The organism is Bradyrhizobium sp. SBR1B, assembly GCF_014198205.1.
Lineage (GTDB): Bacteria > Pseudomonadota > Alphaproteobacteria > Rhizobiales > Xanthobacteraceae > Bradyrhizobium.
Genome location: NZ_JACIHC010000031.1, coordinates 23,536 through 44,740 on the forward strand (window position 1 = coordinate 23,536; position 21,205 = coordinate 44,740).

The following is a 21,205-nucleotide window of genomic DNA, read 5'->3' on the forward strand; positions in this document are numbered from 1 at the left end:
TGGGCCCAAAAATTGAGCTAGTCCTGGGCCCAAGGTCACCCGGCGGGAGCGTCCTCGACCAGTACTCAAGACAAGAACGGTGACGCCGCTGCTGCGCCTAGCCCATTTGCGGAGAACACCACGCTTCATGTGTCGGAATGGCGTTCGACAATTGCAACTAGTTCATGTGCTACACGACCGTGCTAGAGCTCAAGGCATCTGCTGGATCGGATCCTGCGGCGCGCCATGCAGGCTAGTGTGCGGCGAGCCGCTGCTCGGAAGGCCCGACGCCGGGCCTCAGCTTCCAGGTGGCGCGGCCGGAAGCGATCCGCGACAAGCGCGCCGAGCTCACCGATTTCATCCGCCGCCTCACCGCGGCGAGGGCATAGTCGCTGAAGAACATCGACAGCTATGCCGCGACTTGGGGCAAGTTGACGAACATCCCGACATCACGGCCGCAGAACTGGCTCTCCCGCGCAACAATCCGGATCGTGCCGATCGACGACAGCGTAGTCGCGGAAGAGCAGAGCACGATCGATCTCTATTTCCGCTGGGACCTGATCAAGCAGAAGTTCGACGCGACGGAGATCATCGACCGCTCCTTTGCGGATGCGATCGCCAAGGCAGGGCCGTGACGCTTCTGCGGACGGCGATCGGAAAGGATGCGGCAGGCTTTAAGAATTTGTGAACTGTACCACTCGCCGCGACAGCGACTCGCACGCGTCGACCGCTTTGCTGCTCTGAAATCAGTGGACCACTCGCAATCTGCGATACTGGAAGTGGATATTCTGATGAGTCGTCAGTCCCAATTTGGTGTACAGGCCCCCTGTCAGTAGTAGCCTCGAACCAACGGGCTGACGTCGCTTTGCCTACCGCGCCGCCCGCGTCGGCAGATTGCAATGTCTGTTCCTCAATATGTTGTTCTTCGCCAACAGTTCGGCGATTGCGCGCAGTTCTCACGTTTAAACCGCTCTGTGCCGTTGCGTCAGTTTGAAAGATTGATCATGCACTCCTCCACACCCGCAGTGCTCGCATCGCTATATTTCTGGTCGTCACGTCTCCAAGAGCCCGTACCATCATTCCTGCAACGAGAATGATGACGGCGCGATTGTCGACGTCTATGTGCGAGACCGCCAACTGTTCAACCGATTTGGAAGCCGACGCGGCGCTTTCTCGAGCATATCGGCTAATTCGCGCCGTTGCTTGCCCGGAGCAGTCACCGCAGAAGGTATGGCGCCGCAACAGCGAGGCGGCTACAAGCGGCACATCACGAACCCGCGCACAACGGGAACTGATCGAGTGCTACGATTGCGGCGGTAGCATCTCGTTTTCAACCATTGCCTGTCCGCACTGCGGGTCTCCTGAGCCAACTGCGCCTTATACGCAAAGCTCAAGAGAGCGGCGCCTACACCGGATCGAAGAGAGCCCCTGATCGGTATGGCGGGCCCTGCGCTCAGGTTGTCGGGGTCTTCTTGTACGGCGCGGTGATAGCCGGCGCACTCAGCGCCTTCGGCTACGGCCTGCTCGGCGCCATCGTCGGCGTGCCGGCGGGCTTCACCGTCAATGTCAGCCGGCGCCTATTTGGATGACGCACCGGACTTCGTATAAGCGAGGGCTCGTTTGTTACTTTGTTACCCACCGGAACAGAGGTCAAAAGTGGGTAACTGAGGCGCGTTTTTTCTGCAATGATTTCAAGCGGCGAAACTTGGGCGCTGGCGATCCCGGAGGACTCGAACGGGGAGTAGAAGTCCGCTACTCGGCCAGATGTCCCCACCTCAGTCTAACGGCCGATGGATCACTGAAATCCCGTGAACAAACCGCGCAAGAGGACGTCAAACAGCGCAAATTCCTGTGTTTTCGTTGGTCTTTTCGATTTGCTACTTGCATTCGTGACGCAGAGAATCTTTCATGCAACTAGCCGGGGGATTTCTTGTTCGACCAATCGCAATAATCGGGTGTTGCGTGTCCCCGCAACCAGCTAAGCATCGGACCATACGGTGTATTTGGAAAGCCGCCCCCGTGGGCGGCTTTCCTATTTTCAGCCGTGTCGCCACCGTGTCGCCACGCCGTCGAAGCTGGTGTGCATGAGGCGAGCTGCCAAAAGGCGCCCATTCAGCCATCTCCGTTCGCCTCGGGGAAGTTCTCGGAGGGGGCTACCTAGACAGAATCAACAGGAAAGGCTGCTGTGTTGAGGACGAGATTGGCGGCGCTCATTGCGCTAAGGTTTTCACGATATAGATTAAGACAAGGGATTTCGCTGGGCAGATTGGTCAAGCGGGTTGACTCTAAAGGGTCCTTGGCCACGTCATTCGTGAATGGATGCTGCCGAGATGTGGCGCAAAAGGACGGGTGCAGGGCGGTCGCTTGTATCCGGCGAGAAGCGTTTTGGCTTTGTCTTGCTTGCCAAGTCGGCGCATCCCGCGATCCCATTGTGGGCTCTAATGAAGCGGGGCAATTCCTTCGGATCGATGTCTTCCGCAAGAGCGTATTCCAAAGCTCTGGTCCAGCGGCTCCGCATGCGCAAATCCGGTTGAATGCAGGTCGCCTCTATGATCATCCGTAAGGAATGCCAATTTGCGCGCACCGGCGTCATCAGCATGCTGGGCGCGATCTCTATAAGGTGCGGCAACAGATTGTTGTCCTCAAAATACCTATAGGCGCGCAAAACAGCCCGCAGATACCTGTAATCGGCGAACCGCCCGTTGTTCTCTGACGCCTGTTTCGATGCCTTCCTTACCTTCCGTATCTGGGCAACGACCTTCTGGGCGGACAGTCCCAACGACGGTAGTGACGATTTCATGAGCACCTCCTAAATTGATGATGCTCAAAATTAGTATCGCAAGCGACCTTTCAGGCGATGTTCGAGGCGAAAATATCTCAAACTTCGAGAGGTTTTTCGAGCTCGCGTTTTCCGAGATTTGTTGAGCGAGTTTGTCAGCGAGAGTGCCCACCGATGGCGGGCATACAGTCAGAGACCATATGCCCGCTGAGGCGATTGGGCGAACCGCAGAAAGCGACGGCCGTCTCGGGCGCAAAAAGCACGTTACTCAAGAGCAACTGGCGTTCGGGGCCGAGCTACCTACGTCCGCGCGATGAAAAGCTGAACGCGGAATCCAAGCCTGCTGGTTATGGCTAGGATTGCTGATGCTCCTCTGTTCTGCGACCAGCTTCTCGCTGACGAGGGTCAGTGAAAAACTAGGAGCGAACAGCGCGCGCCCCTTTTCAATATTCTTCGGCAAGCATCAACGTGATCACTCGCGTCGTGACTGCTGGATCAGCAGGATTTGGTGAGTGACCGGTCATTGATGAGTCGTAATAGTCGATCTTGAAGATGACCTGAGCTCCCTCAAAATCGAACATGCCAAAATCGTGCTCTTCGTGAGGATCGTTGGCATGGCAAAAGTCGTCGAAAACCGAGATGGTGCGGACTAAGCGCCTGACTGCGTCTGATCCAAGTGCGGCGATGCCGGCTGTCATGACGGCGTTGCCGCCGAGCAAATGTTGACGTAGCTCGTCGTTAAGCGCACGTATCCGATCCGTGTCCAAGGACATGGTTGCTCCTGTTGATGATGGATGATTGAAGGGGCGGGAGGTAATTGGAACGGCGCGAGTTCGGCTCGCGCCATTCTAGCTTGCAGCGCGTAGCTTTACTTGCTGCCGCGGCTTAGGAGTGCGACCGCGCGATAGTTCCGGTAGAATTTGGGTAGCTTTGGATAGTCGCGATAGCGGAGGGTCAACAGGCCATCCTTGCGGTCGACAACAATCGCCTCGGCCCAACCGTATTCCGGAGATTCCTGGGCGATGACGAGATGCCCGGTCTCGATGATTTCCCAGCTTTCGGGAGATCCCTTCTGAGGAGGCAGAGGGCCGCCGAGCTTGTCTCGCGGTACTGCGGCCGCGTCGTCTGAAATGCCCACGACGACTTCACTGTACAGGGCTTGGCGGATCTCAGGGACAGAGGCGGAGCCGGTGGTTGGGAGTTTTCCAGCCGGGAGAGCACCCGCCAAGCTGATTGAGTCGGCCGATTTCAGCTCGTACAGATTGAGCGCCGTCTCCTTCGATAATTTGATGAGTTCCTCTTCGTTGGATGTGCGGTATCGCGCGCCGCGTGGCTTTTGGTTTTCATCGAAGCCGAGGAGGATAAAGACCTTGGACCGGGACTTTGCTGCCTCCATCGCCTTCGCTGGAGGGGCCTTTGTTGCCGCGGCGGCACTTGATCTCGCCGGAAGAACGGCGGCCGCGAGCTCGTCGTACAAGCTGCGTTTGATGTAGGGCAGAAGCGCTCTGCCTTGGTCGTGAACGCGTCCGACCGGAATTTTCGCAACGATCTCGACAAGACTTGGGCGATCGACGTTGCAAACAGCGAGCTGAGTGAGCGCGCGGCCTTTTTGGCCGCCGCCGCCTGGCGCTCCGGAAACCGGCCGGCCTTCGGCTTGCCGGTCGCGTCGATCCCGTAAACGATGATTGCCGAGGCGGGGAGTGTCTTTTGGTTCGTAAGATTGGGCTTGGCCATTTTGCCCTCCTGAAAAGCCGAAGGGGCCTTTGGGCCCCTTTCTGAAACGGCGTTGTCGCTGGTCCTGCGGGATGGTCCCGGCAATGGCGGTCTTGTCATTGGACGACTCCTTTGCTGATGACGAGAAGAGTGTTCAAACGATCTCGTCGTAAGTATAGTAAAGCATTGCCGCCAAAAGCGCAATAATTTCAATACTTTAATCGCCGAAAAACCGCGCAGAAAAAAAGATTATATAGCGCTTTTTTGGCGCAATTACTGTGAACAATACACGACGACAGATCGCATGACTTGATATTGTTGCCGTTGCAGACGTTCAAACCGTCAGCAGCGCAGTAACGCCAAAGAGCGTGCTGAACAAAGCGCGGAAAATCCGCCGGAAAATCACAATCAAACTGGCGCGCGTCGATCTGTGCCGAGACGCGCCGCAAGACCTCGGCGCAGCCGCCGTCAGCATAGCAACGGGGACCGTACGGATGAACCATGCCAAGTTGCTCCAAAATCCCGGTTCGGACCAGAAAGTTGTGAACCAGCCGATCCACGACGATCATGGCAATGCCAACTGCATACCAGTCAGGACGCGCCTCGCGATCTGCCATCAAAACGGATGAAAGCGTCATCGTCAGAACCTTGTCCGAAACTCCAAAAACATGACGGGTCGGACCGACTAACGCCTCTTGAGCGGACCGATCGCCCAGTTCGCCCGTCGCCGCGAGCTGGTCATCGATCCACCCAAAAAGATCGGAATCGGCGACATCTCTGACAAAAAGAAAGAAGCTGAACGCGGTCTGGTTGAGATGACCATTTCTCAGTGGAGCCTTGGGAACGGGGCACCGGCGGATGTAGCGGGGGTGGCTGCACGTGCGCCGAGTCTTGTCGTAGCGGCAGCTCTCGTAGGTCCAATAACTGTCTAACAGGGGGCAAGCGGGATCACGCACCATTTGGCTGATCTCATGCCAGGTGATGCCGCCATGGGCGTGAAGATAAGACGCGGCCACCCTGTCCGAAATCCCCTGGAAGCTGAAGGTCTCCACCATCCAGTCAAATAGCGGCGGTGTGTTTCGAGCGCGCACGATCTGGTGGAGGTCCGGATCTGGTGAGCTGACGCTGATCTGAGGCGCCAACGAGGGCAGGCCAGTGCCATTTCGGCAAATGGCGCCGATCAAGCTGGCCGCGGATCTGACCGCCGCTCCGGTCGGGCGGCAGGGTTGCGCTGGCACTGCCAATGATCGGGACTTCGCTAAATCAAAGATACCAGCCTCCTCTGGGCGTCGCTGTCGCCGTCAATATACCGCTCGGTCGTTTGGATCGAACGGTGGCCGGCCAGGAGCTGGACATCCCTTAAGGAGCCGCCGGCCTTGTGAACGAGCCGTGCGGCTCGCGTAATGAAGGTTCGCCGTCCGGAATGAGAGGAGCAGCCGCTGAGGCCAATCGCTTGAAACGCGCGATTGAACCAGACCACGATGCTGAGTGGCGTCATCGGTCCGCCGCGTTCAGATCGCGCGATTGGGCCGTTTCCCGGAGATAGCTTTCGTAACGCGATGAGTGCCTGTCGCAGATCCTGTTGGACCGGGATTCGGCGGCCGTGTCGCCGCTTTGCGACGCTGTCCCGTACCTCGATTGTCGCGCCAATCTCGCCTTCGGCGCCTTCAACCATATCCCATGTCAACTTGGCAATCTCGGCGGCGCGCAAGCCTGCCTTCAGCGACAAGAGGACGATAACGCGATTTCTATCCGGGTGCCGGGTCGTGCCGGCGAAGAAGAGCAAGTCTCGCGCCGCTTGATCAGAAAGGATCTTGGCTTGCTTGCCTGCCATCTCGATCAAACCGAATGCTCGATTCTAGCCGTTCGGCTGATCGCTGCAACACAATAAATGCTTATCAGTTCGTCGAGCGACGAGCTTTCGGAAGAGATCAGCGTATCCGGATGAGAGGTGCTCGGCGACTGATGAGGCTTTGAGAGTTCGCTTATGAGTGCGATCTGGATAGCTCGCGAGGCGAGATTACTCGCGATGTTGTAAATCATTATCGTAAACAAGAGAGGAGGGAGCCTTCCAAGGCAAGATCAGCTATCGCCCGTGAGGGGCTACGCGGTGGAATTCGATAGTCGAACTGTATTTCCCTCTAGCAGCGTACAACAGGATCTTCTTCGAATTCGGCTAGTAAACACGGAGGTCAAGCTAGGCTTCAAGAAATGAGAGGCCCGCTAGGTAGGGCGCGGACTCATTTATGCGCCGCCACAACCGGATTGACGCGAGTTGGACGAACTCAAGGTAGTTGGCGGCGAGCCTGCCGTAGCCACGCCGACGGCGTTGCTTAATCCCATTGAAGAACCGCTCAACCTTGGCCCGAATGGTTCACGTCATCAACGGAAACGTGAGCGTCGTTGTTGTGCCCGTGCCGGCACTTTGCTGCTGAACGTCGCCACCGATTTGTTTGGCAAGCGATGCGATCAGCTTAAGACCCGATCCATGCTCGTTCGATTTCTGGATGCCACACCCATTATCGGATACTGTTAGACGGGCCTCGCCATAGCCGACGCCGCCTACCAAGTGCACCTTGATCCTGCCGCCGTTCCGGTCGAATGCATGTTTAATGCTGTTCATTGCAGTCTCATTTAAGATGAGGCCGACCGGCAATGCTCGGTCGATGCTCAGTTCGAGCTCGTCGCACTCGACATCGATTTCGACTCCTTCAACCTGCTGACGGATCGCGCTGCAAAGTGCGCGTATGTAAGATGATAGGTTTACATTATGGCCTTCGTGTCGAGGGGCGAGTTGATCATGCGCCAGCGAGATGGCGTTGATACGGCTAGCGACACGATCCAGCTCGCGATGAACCTCTGTGCTCTGATGCCGGCGCTTTTGGAGGGAGATAGAAGATAAAACGAGCTGAAAGTTATTCTTGACGCGATGTTGCATTTCCCGAAGTAGCACTTCTCGCCTTTGAGCTTCGGCGGCAGCAGCCATCAAACGCGCTTTTTCATCCGGCCGCGCATAGTGGCGAAGTACGGCTCCTATCAGCGCGGCAGCGGCGGTCAGAAAATCGGTCGTGTCCTCGGTGAACTCTCTCGCCTTGGTGCTGTCCACTTCGAGCACACCCCAGGCTGCACCATCTATAAGCACAGGAACGTTGGTCAACGAGATGATGCCATGCTCCTTCAGAAGATCCGAATGAATGTATTCTTGTTGTTCACCGAGATTTTGGACGGTGACGGGTTCTGCCGTCTGAAACGAGCGCCCGGGTGGAGAGCGTAGGTCGGCCGATAATGTCGCGGTCCCTACGACCCCATCCTTCCATCCCACACCTGCGACTAGGAGGAGATCTGAGGAGTGCGGACGATATTGGAGAATCTTTACGTGGTGTATCTCCACTGCGCGCGCGACTTGAACGACCGCTTGATTTAGAAAGCGATGCAGATCGACCTTTTCACCCCCGAGTCGTCCGATATCGACCAGAATGCGGACGTGGCGCCGGAGCCTATCCAGCGAGTCACCTTCGTTCATTCCGGGCGCCAGTTCTTTCATTTACTTCCAATGCCACGCACTCCGAAAAGTGCCAGGGACAGTTGCTGAAGCCAATCTCTTATCCGACCGCTCTGTCGGTCATGCAGATGACGAGGTCATTGTTCCGATCGCGACCGGCGGGCGCAGGAAAGCGGGCGACGAAGACCAATTTCTCAAACTGCTCCGGGGCCGCGATGGGTCAAACTCGATAATGTGAGCATAATAGGTCTACTGCCAGGCGGATAGCTCCAAATCCCTAGGCGGGAATGCGGACATTCGCTAGCAAGATGTCGCGCACGCGCCGATCAGGGGCAGGTGGCTCGGCCGGGATCCCCGCTGGCGTAACGAACCCACGCGGCGAATCGCCGAACCGAGCTCGGAACAGGCGATTGAAATGCGAAACATCCGAGAAGCCTACCTCGAGCGCGATATCGGAAATTAGCTGCGCGCTGACGCGCGCCTCGGTTAACAGTTTGGACGCAAGTTGGAGACGTAGCTCATTCACATGCCCGGTGAACGATGATCCTGATGATGCCATCAGGCGCTGCAGATAGCGAGGTGAAATGCCTTGGCGATGAGCGACCTCCTCGACGCTAAGCCCGGGCTTCTGAAAGTGTGCCGCGATGCAGTCGAGTACGGCGCTGTGGCGCGCGGCCACGATCGCACTCGCATCGCTCTCGCCCAAGGGGGCGCACTCGCTGACGGCGAGCGCAACAAGATCACAGGTGTGAGCTACGACCGCGTCACGCAGCTTGGGGCGGGCCAGAGGCCCCTCCTTAAATGCTGACTTCAGATAGGCCATGAGGAGGCGGAGTGCTTCATTTCGCTGAGGAATCGGCCGTATTGCGAGGCTCTCGATGTCGGTCACGCGCTGCGCAAGTGCCTCGCGGGGTACCGCCAGACCAAATAGTATTCCGTCGATATAGGTGACAGTCGCGGGCTCCGAATGCAGAATCGAGGTTGCCTCGCCGGCGCAGAGCTTGATGTCCCGGCCGCGCTGCGACAAACGACTTTTGCCGGGTAAGGAGACGATAAGGCCGATCGAGTCATCGCCGTCAGCAACGCTCGTCCGCAAGCGCTCGAACGCATGGGCGAGCCTTTCAGTGCGAGCGTGCGTAGACCCCGGAGCGCTTGCAATGTTGCGTCGGCTTGAAACGGCACGTCCGTCAGAGGTTCAACATCGACATGAACTATTCCCCGCACAAACCTCTCGCGCCATAGTGGAAGTCGCATCCGCTCCGGATGCTCGCGCGTCGAGAATCGATGCGATACGAAATGGGCTGCGTCCAGAGACATGAGGATCTCCAGCCTTGATAAGCTATTGTGTCAAAATGCGGGCCAGCTGCCGGTATCCGTAGTTTGCAATTCGCGCACCGACCATCTCCTCAGGTACGCAAGATTCCAAGAAGCTACTTCATTTGTCTGCTAGTCTCATTCACCTGTGATTAATGCTGATGTGAACTGGCTCACGTGGCGACCAGAAAATTACGGCAATTTTTGATTGCAAATGTAGCGAGCCAATCTCTCCTTTAAGAGGAAATGATTGCAATAGTTCTATTTCAAATTGCTGCCATCGGATCCAGTTTGAACATCCCTGGCTGCAAGACTTTATCGCACTGCTCATCGCAGGCGGAAGTTCTGCAGAACAACTCTAATCCGGTCTCCTATCGTGCCTTGATCGCCGCATCACCTTAAGGTTCGTCGGAGCCAATGACTTCCCGGCACCGTTCCTTTTTAGCTGGCGGATGAAATGGTCGAAATCTGTCACATGGGACGTCAACATGGTGATCAGGAGAGGTTCGATCATGTCCATTATACTCGACATGCTTTACCGCGAGTACTGCCGGGCCCGCCTCACCGAAATGCGAAAGCAACTTTTGATCCGGGGCGTTGGCGAAAAAATACCGGAAGCCCCTTGGGAAGACGATGACCCTCCCGACCCTGGCGCTCGAAGGACTAGCTGGGCGACGAACGAGCCCTCATCATCCATCGGATAGCTGGAGCGCGCTATCGACCCTATGAGGCGCGGACGCGGGCCAACAGATGGACGATCGGACTCAAACCTCGAGGCGATTGTTCGGCGAGACTCCGCCGGAGTTCAGAGCGGCCGGCCGCGATCTGCGTATCGACGTCTGTCGCGGGATCGCGTTATGGTGGATCTTTCTCGATCATGTCCCCAATAACATCGGGAGCTGGCTGACACCGCGCAACTACGGTTTCTGCGATGCCGCCGAGATCTTCATGTTCCTCTCGGGCGTGACCTGTGCCTTGGCCTACGGCAAGGCGCGTGAGCGCGAAGGCTGGAGCGGCATGATCGGCCGTTCGCTGCGCCGGGGATGGGACATCTACGCGGCGTTTCTACTGCTTACACTTGCTTGCGCCACTAGCGCGAACAATAGATGCTCGTCCTTCGGGAACAACTTCTGAGCGAATTCAATGCGCGCAGCGTGGTCTAGCCCGGATATCGAGGAGCCCGCACGATTAAGCGCGTTAGAGAATCTGCGAAGACTACGATCATGACGAGCAGCGCTGCCTGCCGGCACGCCACTGGCATTAAGCCGCTCCGAGAGGGGCGCGTCTTCCGCTGAGGGGATCGTGCGCGGCCGCCCGCCAGAAGATACATAGCTCGGGTTATGATACGCACGAAGAACACTCACGCCTTTCTTCATGTCTTGGTCTTTCGGGAAGTAAGTCTTGACGTGACGGACCAGGGACTCGTGGTCCCCCAGATCAATCTTTTGGCGATCAACGCCAAGATGATTTCCAAGTTGGCGAAGCGCCTGAGTGTAGCGCTTAATCGTCTTCAGTTCTGGGTTTTTCTGAGCCGCATATGGGCAATGGCCTTATCGATAATGTCCCGGGATGGTGGTTGCGCCGCACCGGAGACAGGAACCGGACGGGGTGGGCGCGCCTCGGCCAAGTGCTGCTCAAAGCCCTCTTGCCCGGCATGGTCCACCTGCGTCTCTTCCGAGACGTCGTGCTGCACCTGCGACCAAGCTGTTACGTTCGATGGGTCAAAGTTCTGCCGGTCCGCGCTAGCCTCACGTCCAAGATCACCTGAGCAGACTCGTAGTCGCGCGAGCTTTCGAGAAACTGACGCGGGCCGCGTGGAGCCGCGGCAGGATGTTGCTCGGCTTGCCCGAGGTGCGTCTGTATAGCGCCTTATGGCTCGTGGGCACCCCCAAGATAGCCCCTGCAGCAGTCTTGAGGGGCGGCCCTCTAGAAGGTTGCGCGGGTGCGTCTTAGCCCCCTCGTCCGTATCTCGCGTGGCCTTAGCCGCCGCTCCTCCTGCTTGCTGACGAAACACCGCTGGCGCAAATTGCGCTGAAGCCGCACTCGCCCGATGGGCCACACGCCGATGGCGGCTTTATCGATCGAAGCGGCCATTTCGAGAGCCGATTCCCGATTTATTGGCCGTTTCCCGGCCGTCCGGGGCTCAATCAAAGCCCAAAACGGAAAGCCCCTGATCTGCGCACGGTGCGCGGCCCCGCGATCCCGCGCCGGATTGCCGGATCGGTAGGACCCGGTGAAACCTCAGAGCGCAAGAACGCTGCGACGACGCGCAGAAATATTCCTCAACCGGGGGGTGAGTGGCCTAACGGCGCATGCCCGCCCGACAGCCACCCCATATACCGCCCGAGGAGCGCATGGTCAGCCGAGGAAGACCAGCGCATTGTGAGCGTACACCCATGACGCCGCGCTAGCCACGTATTGCTGGGGCAGTGGCTGCGCGGCTGTCGGTATGGAGACAATGTCAGCAACTTGACGCCACACGCCGAGACGAAGTGCTTGCAGGTCCTGCGAATTCACTTCGGCACGCGACTTGCTCTCTTTGCAGCATCATCACCATTCGCAGTGCGATGGTCTTCGGGACGGACTCGGCGCGCCTCGCTGTTAGCGTCTGATCCGCCCCGACGGTTTTGCTGCGCGATGACTTAAGGGCGCTCGGTCGTGAACCGAGAAAATACAGGGACGTGTTGGATGCGATCTGGAGTTCTTCTTTTGGGAGCCACGACAATTGCGCTCGTCGCAACCGGTGCAACGAATGCGGCAGACCTTGAGCCAGGAGTGAAACTGCCACCGGCGGTGTGGGACTGGTCCGGAGGCTATATTGGCGGGCACGTCGGCGGCGGCTACGGCCGCACCTCCTTCAGCAATCCCTACGGTCCGTCGATCTATGGCAATGTCGTCGATACCCCAGTGTTCCTCGCCGGTGGCCAGATCGGCTACAATTGGCAGAAGAACGGTTGGGTATTTGGTGTCGAACTGGATGCCAGCGGTGCAGTCTCCGACGGCACCAATACCTGCCTCGCCGCCTCCGGCTTTGTCGTGAGCGCAAACTGCAAGGCAGGTCCCAACATTTTTGCCTCCGGGACTGGCCGCATCGGTTACGCGTTTGGCGCGCTGGGCCACACGCTGGCCTATCTCAAGGGAGGCGTCGCTTGGCAAAACAACCGGGGCGACGTCGTCAACAACTTCGAAGGCGGGTCGCCACAGGAGAAAGCCCACTTCGACTATGGTCGCCTTGGCGCCACCATCGGGCTGGGCGTCGAGCAAGCGCTTACGCCTGCATGGTCGGTGAAAGTCGAGTATGACTATCTGCATTTCGGCGGGCCGAGCGTCGCAACGCCTCCGACGGTGCAGAATCCGCCGTTCGCAATTCTTCCGGCGAACACAACGGGCCTCTCCAGCAACTATCACATCGGAAAGATTGGGTTGAACTACCATTTTGGCGCCGACCCGTGGACGGCCCAATGGTCGGATGCGCCGCTGTACGCGAAAGCACCCGCCGGTGCGCCGATTGCTTACACGGCCGGTTGGTCATTCGAAGGCGGATCGCGGCTCTGGCTCAGCCGGGGACGCTTCCAATGGGACCACAGCGCCGTGGACGCTGGCGGCCTTGAAGACCCAAGCATTCTCATATCGAGGCTCACCTATCACGGACTGGACGGACTGTCCGGGGAGCTATTTGGTCGTCTTGACAGCCCGTGGGGAGTGTTCCTGAAGGGCAACATTGGCCTTGGGCGCTTCCACAAAGGAAACATGAACGATGAAGATTGGGGCCTCCCGCCCTATGTCAACACGATATCAGGCCAAACAAACGGGAGGTTCACCTATTACACGACCGATGCCGGTTACGATTTCCTGCGCGGCGCCAACTACAAGCTTGGTGGATTTATCGGCTGGACCTACTATGAACAGAGCTCCGACACGACGGGGTGTGTACAGATCGCCAACCCGATGGCTACATGCTTGTCGCCAGGCGACGATAGGGTCGTTGGCAGCCAGAATACCCAGTGGAATGCACTTCGTGTCGGCCTGAGCGCCGAAACCATGCTGACCGAGCGTTGGCGTTTGAGTACGGACGTCGCTTACTTACCCTGGACCGATTTCAAGGGGCGTGACAATCATCTCTTGCGCGAGGAGACCACCTTCGATGAACAACGGGGTAATGGTGGCGGCGGCGTCCAGGTCGAAGGCGTGCTGTCCTACTTCATCACCAAGAACTTTAGCCTCGGCATCGGTGGCCGCTATTGGGCCATGTGGACCAAAAGGCGGGGGGACTCTTTGTGCAGCAGCAGCGGCTGCATCGGTGCACCGCCCATTTTTGCGAAGTACAGCATGGAGCGCTGGGGTACGTTCCTTCAGGCGTCCTATAGGTTCGATTGAAAAGATCACACCTCCAGCCAAGCTCCAGGCCTTTTCGACCCTACGAAATGCCGCATCGAGTAAGGATCATCAGCCATGTCCTTACCGGTCGCGGCCGTTATGCAACGAGCAGTTCGATCTTGAGCGCATCATCAGTGGACGTGCGATTCGATACCCACCGCATGTTTCCCTCCCTTACCAAGTGCGCATCTGATCGGTGACCGTTCTCCCCGATCGTCGCGCCACATCCGGACGGTCTCGTGACAGTCGATGACGCCGACGAGAGCGATGTCGGCGCGGTGGTGAAACGCCATCAGCTCGATTTCCTTGCTGACGTCGCCGACGCGCCACGCCTAGAGCGCCAAATCGCCGAACTTGCCTACCTTTGCTCGGCTGCTTGTTGTAGTACCCACGAATGTGCCAGTCCGCGGCCATCAGAACACCGGCAACATGTCTGCACGGAGGCCGCGCGCGATGATCTCGCATCCCTTGTCGTGACGCTGGCGCCATGTGTCGGCGTAGCCGCCGCGCTCGCCCGCGACCCATTCGGAATCGCGCTCCATCGAATACCCGATCGCGACGAGGTTGACCGCGCGTATCAGGTGCTCCGCCTGGGCCAGGAAGTGCGCAGGGCCAATATATCGCGATTTCCATCCGGGTGACGTCGCTGTAGCTCGGAAGCAGCCGCGCCCAGTTCTGCATGCGCTGCGTCTTTTCCAGTTCGCCTTGCTCCTGCTGCGCCAGCAGGTCCTCCCATTCATAGGCATAGGCGGGCCACGCGCTGCTGTAGCCAGCGATCGCGCGCATCGGCAGCATGCGGAGCCTTCGCATCGGCTCCGACGCCGCTTGCCGACATGCGGACCGTCCCAGACCGACCGGGCAATGTCCTCCATCAAGGCGTCCTCGAGCGGGTTGAACTTGAGGAGAGCGTCCTGCCGGGTCAGAATGCAGTCCATGTTTTACCTCCCGTTCGGCGCATAGAGCTTGCGAACAAGCCTCTCACGATGCGCCTGTTGCGTGTTTGTCGATCAGTGTCGGCTGCAGACAACAGCCCATCGCTCCAGCTTATGGCAGTCAGCGCAGACTGCTTCCAGGTCTTCGAGGCGCTCGCGAAAAATTCGCTCATAGTTGTCCGCGCGCTTTTCTCGCCCAGCTACCGGACAGCATCCCGCCACCGACGGCCGCTCTGCACCAGCGGACAGCGATCACCGACCAATAACAGACAGATCGCGCCGGCATATGAGCAATGGCTGAAGATGAGCAAAAACCAGCGTGTCGGATTGAGCGCCATAAACCTTGGTATCGTTCGGGCCCCCTCTGTAGATGCCGGACGTTTGCCAAGGTGCGCATTCCGACGAAGTCGGCCGTGGATTCCGAGCGAAGCCGGCCGCCTGTACCGATTGAAGCCGGCCAGGGATTCCGATGATCCCGGCCGCCTACCGAGGCGGGCTCTCGCGACGACGTCGTCATCAGGTCAGTTGGCGGGCTCGTCGTCAAGCGTCTGACGCTTGGCGGCGGCTTTGCGTAGGCTCTCGCCCTTGAGGGTGAGCCTGTGGGCGTTGTGCACGAGGCGATCGAGGATAGCGTCGGCAATGGTTGGGTTGCCGATGAGCTCGTGCCAATGCTCGACCGGGAGCTGGCTTGTCACCACGGTCGAGCCGCGGCCATGGCGATCCTCCATCATCTCCAAGAGGTCGCGTTGCTGCTCGGCAGTCATCGGGGCAAGTCCCCAGTCGTCGAGGACCAGAAGCTCGACGCGCGCCAGGGTCCTGAGGAGGCGAGCATGGCGGCCGTCGCCCCGCGCGAGGGTGAGCGCCTCGAACAGCCGCGGCAGTCGTTGATAGAGCACGGAGCGGTTGTCCCGGCAGGCCTTGTGGCCCAAGGCGCAAGCGATCCAGCTCTTGCCGACGCCCGTTGGGCCGATGATGAGCAGGTTCTGGTGCCGGTCGATCCATTCGCCGGCGACGAGCTTTTGGAACAGCGGCTTGTCGAGCCCGCGCGGCGCCTTCATGTCGATATCCTCGACGACGGCGTTCTGCCGGAGGCTGGCGAACCGCAACCGAGCGATCAGCCGCTTGTTCTCGCGTTCGGTCGCCTCACGGTCGACTAGCAGTGCGAGGCGCTCCTCGAAGGCCAGCGTGGCGATGTGGGGCTGTCGCTGCTGTTCGTCGAGGGCCTTCGCCATGCCGTTAAGCCCGAGTGCGACGAGGCGGTTGTGGGTTGGATGTGTCAACATCGTCTCTCCTTTCTTCAGTGGTAGTAATCGGTGCCGCGGATATTGCCGTGGCGGATCGGTGGGTCGTCCGGCGGCCTCTCGTTTGCGTAAGCGCGATCGAGCCCGTGCTGCAGGATCGACTTGATCGAGCCGTAGGAGGTCGCGCCGATGTCGTTACCGCGCCGGCAGGCGGCCTCGATGCGAGCCGAGCCGTAACTGCGCGCGAGCCGCAGAATGCCGAGACAAGCCCGGAAGCCCTGCTCGGGATGTGGCTTGGCTTTCATGATCGCCTCGAGGAGAGCGATCGTGGCGGGGCCGATCTTGGCGGCTTCTCGTTTGATCCGTGCTGGCGTCCATTCGGCATAGCGCCGGTGCGCGCTCGGCATGTGCTCCGGGATCGTGGTGTGGCGATGGGGCACGTCAGAGCGGGCGTGGCTGGCGACCCGGGCTCCCTTGTGCAGGATCTCGATCGTCCGGTCGGTAATGCGCGCCTCAAGCTCTTCGCGGATCAGACGCGAAGGCACCGAGTAGTAGTGACCGGCGATCTCGACGTGATAGTCCGGCGCGACGCGGCACTTCTTCCATTCGGCGTACTGATACGGCAGTGGCGGCAAGGCTTTGAGCGCCGTCTTGTCGATCTGTGCGAACAACTCGTTGCGGCTCACACCGAGCTTGCGCATGATCCTGGCGTTGAGGTCGGCAACCGCCTCGCGGATGGCCGCGTTGAGCTCGTCAAGCGAGAAGAAGCGCCGGTTGCGCAGCCGCGCCAGCACGAACCGCTGGACGATTTGCACCGCCACTTCCACCTTCGCCTTGGCAAAAGTTGTTGACTGCAGGTCATGCGGGTACGACCGAGCAAAAGGTACGGATCACGCATCCCTTCCATCCGCTTTGCGGTCGCAAGTTCGAGCTGATCTGTCGGCGCCGTCATTGGGGCGAAGACCGGGTGGTCTATGAGGGCCAGAACGGTCGACCGTGCACGATCGCGAGCGCCTGGACCGATATCGATCCACCCGATGAGTTTAGGCTGGTCGCTGCGGGTAGAGCAGCCTTTTGCGTGGTTGACCTGCTGGCGGTTTGTGACGCGCTTGACCGGCTCGCGGAGAGCATTGGCGTCAGCGATGCGTAAATATAAATATGCCGCATGTGTAAAGATAATGATGCCATGCCATGGACACGGTGCGGCGTACAATCACTCGGATGCTCGCGTAAAATCTTCATATTGCGTCGAGACCTCCATTGACGCTCAATGCGTATTTAGATTTACGTAGGGTTGATGCTGAGCATGGCCAGGGCGAAGAAGCAGGATCCAAAGAGCGAGGCGCTGGCGCAAGACGGCGTCCTCAATCCAAATCCGGAAGCTGTCCGCGACCCCTCGTTCGTCAGCAACCCATTCTTCGATGCGAAGGACCTGGTGCAGGTCCGCTACGAGATGGTGCGACGTCACCAGGTCGACGGCGTTGCGATCAGCGAGGCCGCCGAGACATTCGGCGTCACGCGGCCGACCTTCTACAAGGCGCAGAGCGCCCTGCAGACCGCCGGGCTTGCCGGCCTGTTGCCGAACCGGCGAGGCCCCAAAGGCGGCCACAAGGTCTCCGCCGAGGTCGTTGCATTCGTCGCCGCTCTCAAAGCTGCAAGACCCGAACTGACGACGTCGCACTGCCTAAATGCGATCGAGGCGCGGTTCGGCGTCAAAGTGCACCGACGCAGCCTAGAGCGGGCGCTGGCGCGCAAAAAAAAAGACTCAACCCAGCTTGATCGTCGCGCCTGCGGACGCAGCGGACCGCTACGAGAAGCTACGCGCCGCCGCATTGCGTGCCGAGTTCACGGCCTGCCCGGGTCTCACCATTCTTCGTCGACGGGGATTGGCAGCGTGGATCCGAGCACGCGGACAGGACGTCGATACCGAGGCGGCCTGCCACGACCATCGGATCGCGCACTCGGCCCCAGACAATCCGTCGCCCGCAACAAGCGACGTCACGCGCCTCATCGCCGGCATCCTCGTCGCCATCGCAATGGAGCCCTTCCATGCCTGAGCTTAAAGTCACCGCCGACCATCTCAAGCGCGACGCTTACCTCTATGTCCGCCAATCGACCCTTCGCCAGGTCGCCGAGCACGGCGAGAGCACCGAGCGCCAATATGGGTTGCGGGATCGAGCAGTTGTGGCCGGCTGGCCGGTCGAGCGCGTTCACGTTATCGATCGCGATCTCGGCAAGTCCGGATCAAGTACGACAGCACGCGACGGCTTCCAGCAACTGGTGAGCGAGGTGGCGCTCGGCAAGGCCGGTATTGTCATGGGGCTGGAGGTCTCGCGCCTTGCGCGCAACTCGGCCGACTGGCACCGGCTCATCGAGCTTTGCGCATTGACGGCGACGCTCATCCTTGACGAAGACGGTATCTACGATCCAGCCAGCTTCAACGATCGCCTCTTGCTCGGCCTCAAAGGCACGATGAGCGAGGCCGAGCTGCACATCCTCAAAGCACGCATGCGTGGTGGTCAGCTCAACAAGGCGCGTCGCGGCGAGCTCGAGATGTGCCCTCCGGTCGGGCTGGTTTACCGGAACGATCGGACGATCGGCCTCGATCCCGACCTCCAGGTGCAGAATGCAATTCGTCTCGTGTTCGATACCTTCGAGCAGACCGGAAGTGCGATGCAGACAGTCCGCTTCTTCCGGAGCAAGGTTTGCTGTTCCCGCGCCGACTCCGGACAGGACCGAACAAGGGTGATCTCCTGTGGGCGGCGCCGCACCATGCGCGTGTTCTGCAGGTGCTCCACAATCCACGCTACGCCCGCGCTTTTGCGTATGGCCGAACGCGCATACGGCACCGGCCCGATGGTGGTACCAGTGTCGTCAAGGTTGCCAGGGCCGATTGGCAGTTCGTTATGCCGGGGATGCACCAGGGCTACATCGACTGGGAGCGCTTCGAGGCTAACCAGCGGCGGCTCGCCGACAATGCTCGTGCCTTCGGTGGCGAGCGGCGGTCGGGACCGGCGCGCGAGGGACCGGCGCTCCTCCAAGGTCGCGTGGTCTGTGGCCTGTGTGGCGAACGCATGGGTGTACGCTATAGCCAGGAGCACGGCAGCACCGTCCCAACCTATCTGTGCCAGGCGAACGCGATACGCCGGGCGGGATGGACCTGCCAAACGGTTCCCGGGAAGGTCGTCGATGCGGGGATCGCAGACCTGATGATCGAGCTGATGACGCCGATGACGCTGGCCGTCACCCTTGAGGTGCAGCGCGAGCTTGAGGCGCGCGCCGCAGAGACCGATGCAGTGCGGCGCCAGCATGTCGAGCGGATGCGCTATGAAGCCGAGCTAGCGCGTCGACGCTACATGAAGGTCGATCCCGACAATCGACTCGTCGCCGATTCACTCGAGGCCGAATGGAACGACAAGCTGCGCCGTCATGCCGATGCCGCCGAAGACTACAAGCGCCGTAGCAAACAGCAGGCTGCGGCACTCAGCACAGAAGCCCAGCGACGCATCCTTGGCCTTGCCGAGCAGCTTCCGCGGATCTGGCAAGATCCGCGAGTTGACTCGCGCGAGCGCAAACGCATCGTGCGTCTGCTCATCGACGACGTAACCTTGATCAAGTCGCAAACCATCACGGCCCATGTGCGGCTGTCTGGCGGCGCCACGCGTACCTTGGTGCTCGACCGGTCGCTACCCATCGCCCAGATCCGCAAGTTCAAACCTGAACTCGTCGCCGAAGTTGATCGTCTTCTTGACCATCATTGCGATCGCGAAGTCGCCGAGATTCTCAATAATCATGGATGGCGTACATGGGAGGCAAAGGCGTTCAATCTGAAGAAGGTTGCCTTCATTCGCTGTGCCTACAAACTTGCGAGCCGATATGAGCGGCTGCGTCGGCGTGGTATGCTCACGACGCGAGATCGCCGCCAAATTCTGCGTCTCCGAGACAGCCGTACACACGTGGGGGCGCCAGGGGCTCTTCACAAAATGCTATACCGATAGCCTGAACCGTGGCCTATGGGAGGTCCCGCCTGGCATGACGATCCGCAAGGGCTGCGGTGGGCGCGGCGCCCGCCCGGCGCAGCTCACCGCCATCACCGCGCCATCAAAGGAATGAGGTGCAGTATGAAGCGCTCGCCTTGTCGCGCGGCTTCCTCGGACGCGCGGGCAGGATCGCAGTGCGGTAATGCTCGGCCAGTTCCTGGTAGGTGCGATTGATGCCCGGTTCATAGCGGCAGGTGGCGGTGACGCCGGCCTTCAGATTGTCGCAGACGATCGCCTTCGGCACGCCGCCGATCATGCGCAGGGCATTGACATGTAACCCGATCCAGTCGGCCAGCCCTTCCGACCAGCGCGCCTCGGCAAAGGTGTAGTTGGATGCTCCCAGCACTGCGACGAAGACATGGGCCAGCCGCTGCGCGCCGGTCGCGGCATCGAACACCGGCACGGTGTCGCCCGCGAAGTCGACGAACAGCTTCTCTCCGGGCCCGTGCACCTGCCGCATGGTCGGCGAGATCGTCTCGCTCCATTTCCGGTAGAGATCGCAGAACCGGCTGTAGCCATAGCCGTCGGCGTGCTCGGCGCGATATTCCTCCCACAGCAGAAGCAGCGTCACACCGCGCCGCTTCAGCTCCCGGTGCACCGCCGTCCAGTCGGGCAACGGCCGCGCCGGTTTCTCCTCGAACGTCGGCGGCGTGAACAGCCGGCGCTCGAGCTCGCCGTCGTCCATCCCCTCCGGCACCGGCCACGTGATGCCGATCACCGGAGCCCGCCGCAGATACTCGCCAACCGTCGATCGGCTGATGCCGACGGTGACCGCGATCTGCCGTTCGCTCACGCCAAGGGCGTGCCGCAGTCTCAAGACTTCTCGAACTTTCCGCATCGGCGCTCTCTCGGCGGGCATCAGACCTCCCCTTGCTTGACCGCAAAGGAGGGCTGGTCCGCGATTCGGTCGCCGTCTTCGAGAGCGTCAGGCCGGTCTCAACAGGGTGGCCGGCTTCGATCGGAATGGGTGGCCGACTTCCCTGCATGGCTTCTGCTCGTGAGCCCGGTAGTGCTCTTCGCTTCTCTATGAAACTTAGCATCGCCGCAAGGTTTTCCTCGGCAATTGGCCTGTCAGCTAGCGCGATCCAGAGCAATCCGATTAGGCCCCGCCTCGCCCGACTCATCACGGAGAGATGTTCATTCACTTCCGGCTTTTCGTCCGTGACGAACTGCCGCAAGAACTGTATCGGTTGACGAATTCGCACGCTCGTGTGGTGGTCGTACATCTCTCGGATCCTATCTGCTCGAAACGTCCTGTTAGCTTTAACGCGAGAGCAGTAGGCCAGAATGTAGGTTCGACCGTCGTCCTGCGTTACGTCCAAAATAGT

The 21,205-nt window shown here is 59.7% G+C and carries 17 protein-coding genes and 3 pseudogenes; 9 read left to right on the top strand and 11 right to left on the bottom strand.

All coding sequences use genetic code 11. From position 1 onward, the window contains the following. Nucleotides 1-232: 232 nt before the first annotated feature. Nucleotides 233-382, bottom strand: coding sequence for a hypothetical protein (locus GGD61_RS40955; protein ID WP_246786155.1), 150 nt, complete (start codon nt 380-382; stop codon nt 233-235). Between the two features lie 28 nt (nt 383-410). Between GGD61_RS40955 and GGD61_RS40960 the strand changes: the two genes are divergently transcribed. Continuing rightward, nucleotides 411-614: a hypothetical protein gene (locus GGD61_RS40960; RefSeq protein ID WP_246786156.1), complete on the top strand. Its 204-nt coding sequence runs from the start codon at nt 411-413 to the stop codon at nt 612-614. 1,670 nt (nt 615-2,284) lie between these two features. Here the strand turns inward: GGD61_RS40960 and GGD61_RS37720 are convergent. The 3 genes from GGD61_RS37720 to GGD61_RS37730 all read right to left on the bottom strand — a co-directional run bounded on the left by GGD61_RS37720 (nt 2,285) and on the right by GGD61_RS37730 (nt 4,235). Next, complete coding sequence (locus tag GGD61_RS37720) at nt 2,285-2,779, bottom strand: hypothetical protein (protein WP_183232255.1); 495 nt, start codon at nt 2,777-2,779, stop codon at nt 2,285-2,287. 422 nt (nt 2,780-3,201) lie between these two features. Further along, a complete protein-coding gene (locus tag GGD61_RS37725; protein WP_183232256.1) occupies nt 3,202-3,531 on the bottom strand; it encodes a DUF3768 domain-containing protein in 330 nt (109 codons plus the stop codon). A 95-nt stretch (nt 3,532-3,626) separates the two neighbouring features. After that, a complete protein-coding gene (locus GGD61_RS37730; RefSeq protein WP_183232257.1) occupies nt 3,627-4,235 on the bottom strand; it encodes a hypothetical protein in 609 nt (202 codons plus the stop codon). Between the two features lie 33 nt (nt 4,236-4,268). Here GGD61_RS37730 and GGD61_RS37735 point away from each other — a divergent pair, with 33 nt between their 5' ends. Continuing rightward, complete coding sequence (locus tag GGD61_RS37735) at nt 4,269-4,436, top strand: hypothetical protein (RefSeq protein ID WP_210311333.1); 168 nt, start codon at nt 4,269-4,271, stop codon at nt 4,434-4,436. Between the two features lie 244 nt (nt 4,437-4,680). Here the strand turns inward: GGD61_RS37735 and GGD61_RS40965 are convergent, their stop codons facing one another. The 4 genes from GGD61_RS40965 to GGD61_RS37755 form a co-directional block, all read right to left on the bottom strand. Next, the gene (locus tag GGD61_RS40965) at nt 4,681-5,655 is read right to left on the bottom strand and encodes a hypothetical protein (RefSeq protein ID WP_246786157.1); all 975 of its coding nucleotides are present in this window, start codon (nt 5,653-5,655) and stop codon (nt 4,681-4,683) included. 74 nt (nt 5,656-5,729) lie between these two features. Beyond that, nucleotides 5,730-6,305, bottom strand: coding sequence for a site-specific integrase (locus GGD61_RS37745; protein ID WP_183232268.1), 576 nt, complete (start codon nt 6,303-6,305; stop codon nt 5,730-5,732). A 540-nt stretch (nt 6,306-6,845) separates the two neighbouring features. Continuing rightward, entirely contained in the window at nt 6,846-8,015 is a 1,170-nt protein-coding gene (locus GGD61_RS37750; RefSeq protein WP_183232259.1) for a sensor histidine kinase, read from the bottom strand. 235 nt (nt 8,016-8,250) lie between these two features. Further along, nucleotides 8,251-9,069: an AraC family transcriptional regulator gene (locus GGD61_RS37755; RefSeq protein ID WP_246786158.1), complete on the bottom strand. Its 819-nt coding sequence runs from the start codon at nt 9,067-9,069 to the stop codon at nt 8,251-8,253. 968 nt (nt 9,070-10,037) lie between these two features. On the opposite strand from GGD61_RS37755, the gene opgC reads away from it, so the two are divergent. From opgC to GGD61_RS37770, 3 genes are all read left to right on the top strand, one after another. Beyond that, entirely contained in the window at nt 10,038-10,421 is a 384-nt protein-coding gene (gene opgC, locus GGD61_RS37760) for an OpgC domain-containing protein (RefSeq protein ID WP_409362491.1), read from the top strand. Between the two features lie 1,554 nt (nt 10,422-11,975). Beyond that, on the top strand, nt 11,976-13,664 hold the full coding sequence (locus GGD61_RS37765) for an outer membrane beta-barrel protein (RefSeq protein WP_183232260.1): 1,689 nt from the start codon (nt 11,976-11,978) through the stop codon (nt 13,662-13,664). 239 nt (nt 13,665-13,903) lie between these two features. Then, nucleotides 13,904-14,305 (top strand): hypothetical protein, encoded by a 402-nt coding sequence (locus GGD61_RS37770; RefSeq protein WP_183232261.1) that lies wholly within the window; start codon nt 13,904-13,906, stop codon nt 14,303-14,305. Between the two features lie 812 nt (nt 14,306-15,117). On the opposite strand, the gene istB is transcribed toward GGD61_RS37770, so the two are convergent. Both istB and GGD61_RS37780 read right to left on the bottom strand, forming a co-directional pair. Further along, nucleotides 15,118-15,879, bottom strand: coding sequence for an IS21-like element helper ATPase IstB (gene istB / locus GGD61_RS37775; RefSeq protein ID WP_183232262.1), 762 nt, complete (start codon nt 15,877-15,879; stop codon nt 15,118-15,120). 14 nt (nt 15,880-15,893) lie between these two features. After that, nucleotides 15,894-16,673 (bottom strand): annotated as a pseudogene (locus GGD61_RS37780) (Mu transposase domain-containing protein); the annotation flags it as partial. Nucleotides 16,674-16,684: 11 nt separating this feature from the next. Between GGD61_RS37780 and GGD61_RS37785 the strand changes: the two are divergent. The 4 genes and pseudogenes from GGD61_RS37785 (at nt 16,685) to GGD61_RS40980 (ending at nt 19,835) form a co-directional block, all read left to right on the top strand. Then, a complete protein-coding gene (locus tag GGD61_RS37785; protein ID WP_210311334.1) occupies nt 16,685-16,987 on the top strand; it encodes a DUF5372 family protein in 303 nt (100 codons plus the stop codon). 156 nt (nt 16,988-17,143) lie between these two features. Continuing rightward, a pseudogene (locus tag GGD61_RS41335) lies at nt 17,144-17,452 on the top strand (helix-turn-helix domain-containing protein); the annotation flags it as partial. Nucleotides 17,453-17,886: 434 nt separating this feature from the next. Next, nucleotides 17,887-18,324, top strand: a pseudogene (locus tag GGD61_RS40975) (recombinase family protein); the annotation flags it as partial. Nucleotides 18,325-18,626: 302 nt separating this feature from the next. After that, nucleotides 18,627-19,835 (top strand): recombinase zinc beta ribbon domain-containing protein, encoded by a 1,209-nt coding sequence (locus GGD61_RS40980; protein ID WP_312012797.1) that lies wholly within the window; start codon nt 18,627-18,629, stop codon nt 19,833-19,835. A gap of 103 nt (nt 19,836-19,938) precedes the next feature. On the opposite strand, the gene istA is transcribed toward GGD61_RS40980, so the two are convergent. After that, nucleotides 19,939-20,715, bottom strand: coding sequence for an IS21 family transposase (gene istA, locus GGD61_RS37800; RefSeq protein WP_183232264.1), 777 nt, complete (start codon nt 20,713-20,715; stop codon nt 19,939-19,941). Between the last annotated feature and the right edge of the window lie 490 nt (nt 20,716-21,205).

What these genes read in the sequence shown, in the direction of transcription:
- GGD61_RS40955 (WP_246786155.1), bottom strand. Translation starts at nt 382, where the DNA reads ATGTTCTTCAGCGACTATGCCCTCGCCGCGGTGAGGCGGCGGATGAAA.
- GGD61_RS37720 (WP_183232255.1), bottom strand. Translation starts at nt 2,779, where the DNA reads ATGAAATCGTCACTACCGTCGTTGGGACTGTCCGCCCAGAAGGTCGTT.
- GGD61_RS37725 (WP_183232256.1), bottom strand. Translation starts at nt 3,531, where the DNA reads ATGTCCTTGGACACGGATCGGATACGTGCGCTTAACGACGAGCTACGT.
- GGD61_RS37745 (WP_183232268.1), bottom strand. Translation starts at nt 6,305, where the DNA reads ATGGCAGGCAAGCAAGCCAAGATCCTTTCTGATCAAGCGGCGCGAGAC.
- GGD61_RS37750 (WP_183232259.1), bottom strand. Translation starts at nt 8,015, where the DNA reads ATGAAAGAACTGGCGCCCGGAATGAACGAAGGTGACTCGCTGGATAGG.
- opgC (WP_409362491.1), top strand. Translation starts at nt 10,038, where the DNA reads ATGGACGATCGGACTCAAACCTCGAGGCGATTGTTCGGCGAGACTCCG.
- GGD61_RS37765 (WP_183232260.1), top strand. Translation starts at nt 11,976, where the DNA reads ATGCGATCTGGAGTTCTTCTTTTGGGAGCCACGACAATTGCGCTCGTC.
- istB (WP_183232262.1), bottom strand. Translation starts at nt 15,879, where the DNA reads ATGTTGACACATCCAACCCACAACCGCCTCGTCGCACTCGGGCTTAAC.
- istA (WP_183232264.1), bottom strand. Translation starts at nt 20,715, where the DNA reads ATGCGGAAAGTTCGAGAAGTCTTGAGACTGCGGCACGCCCTTGGCGTG.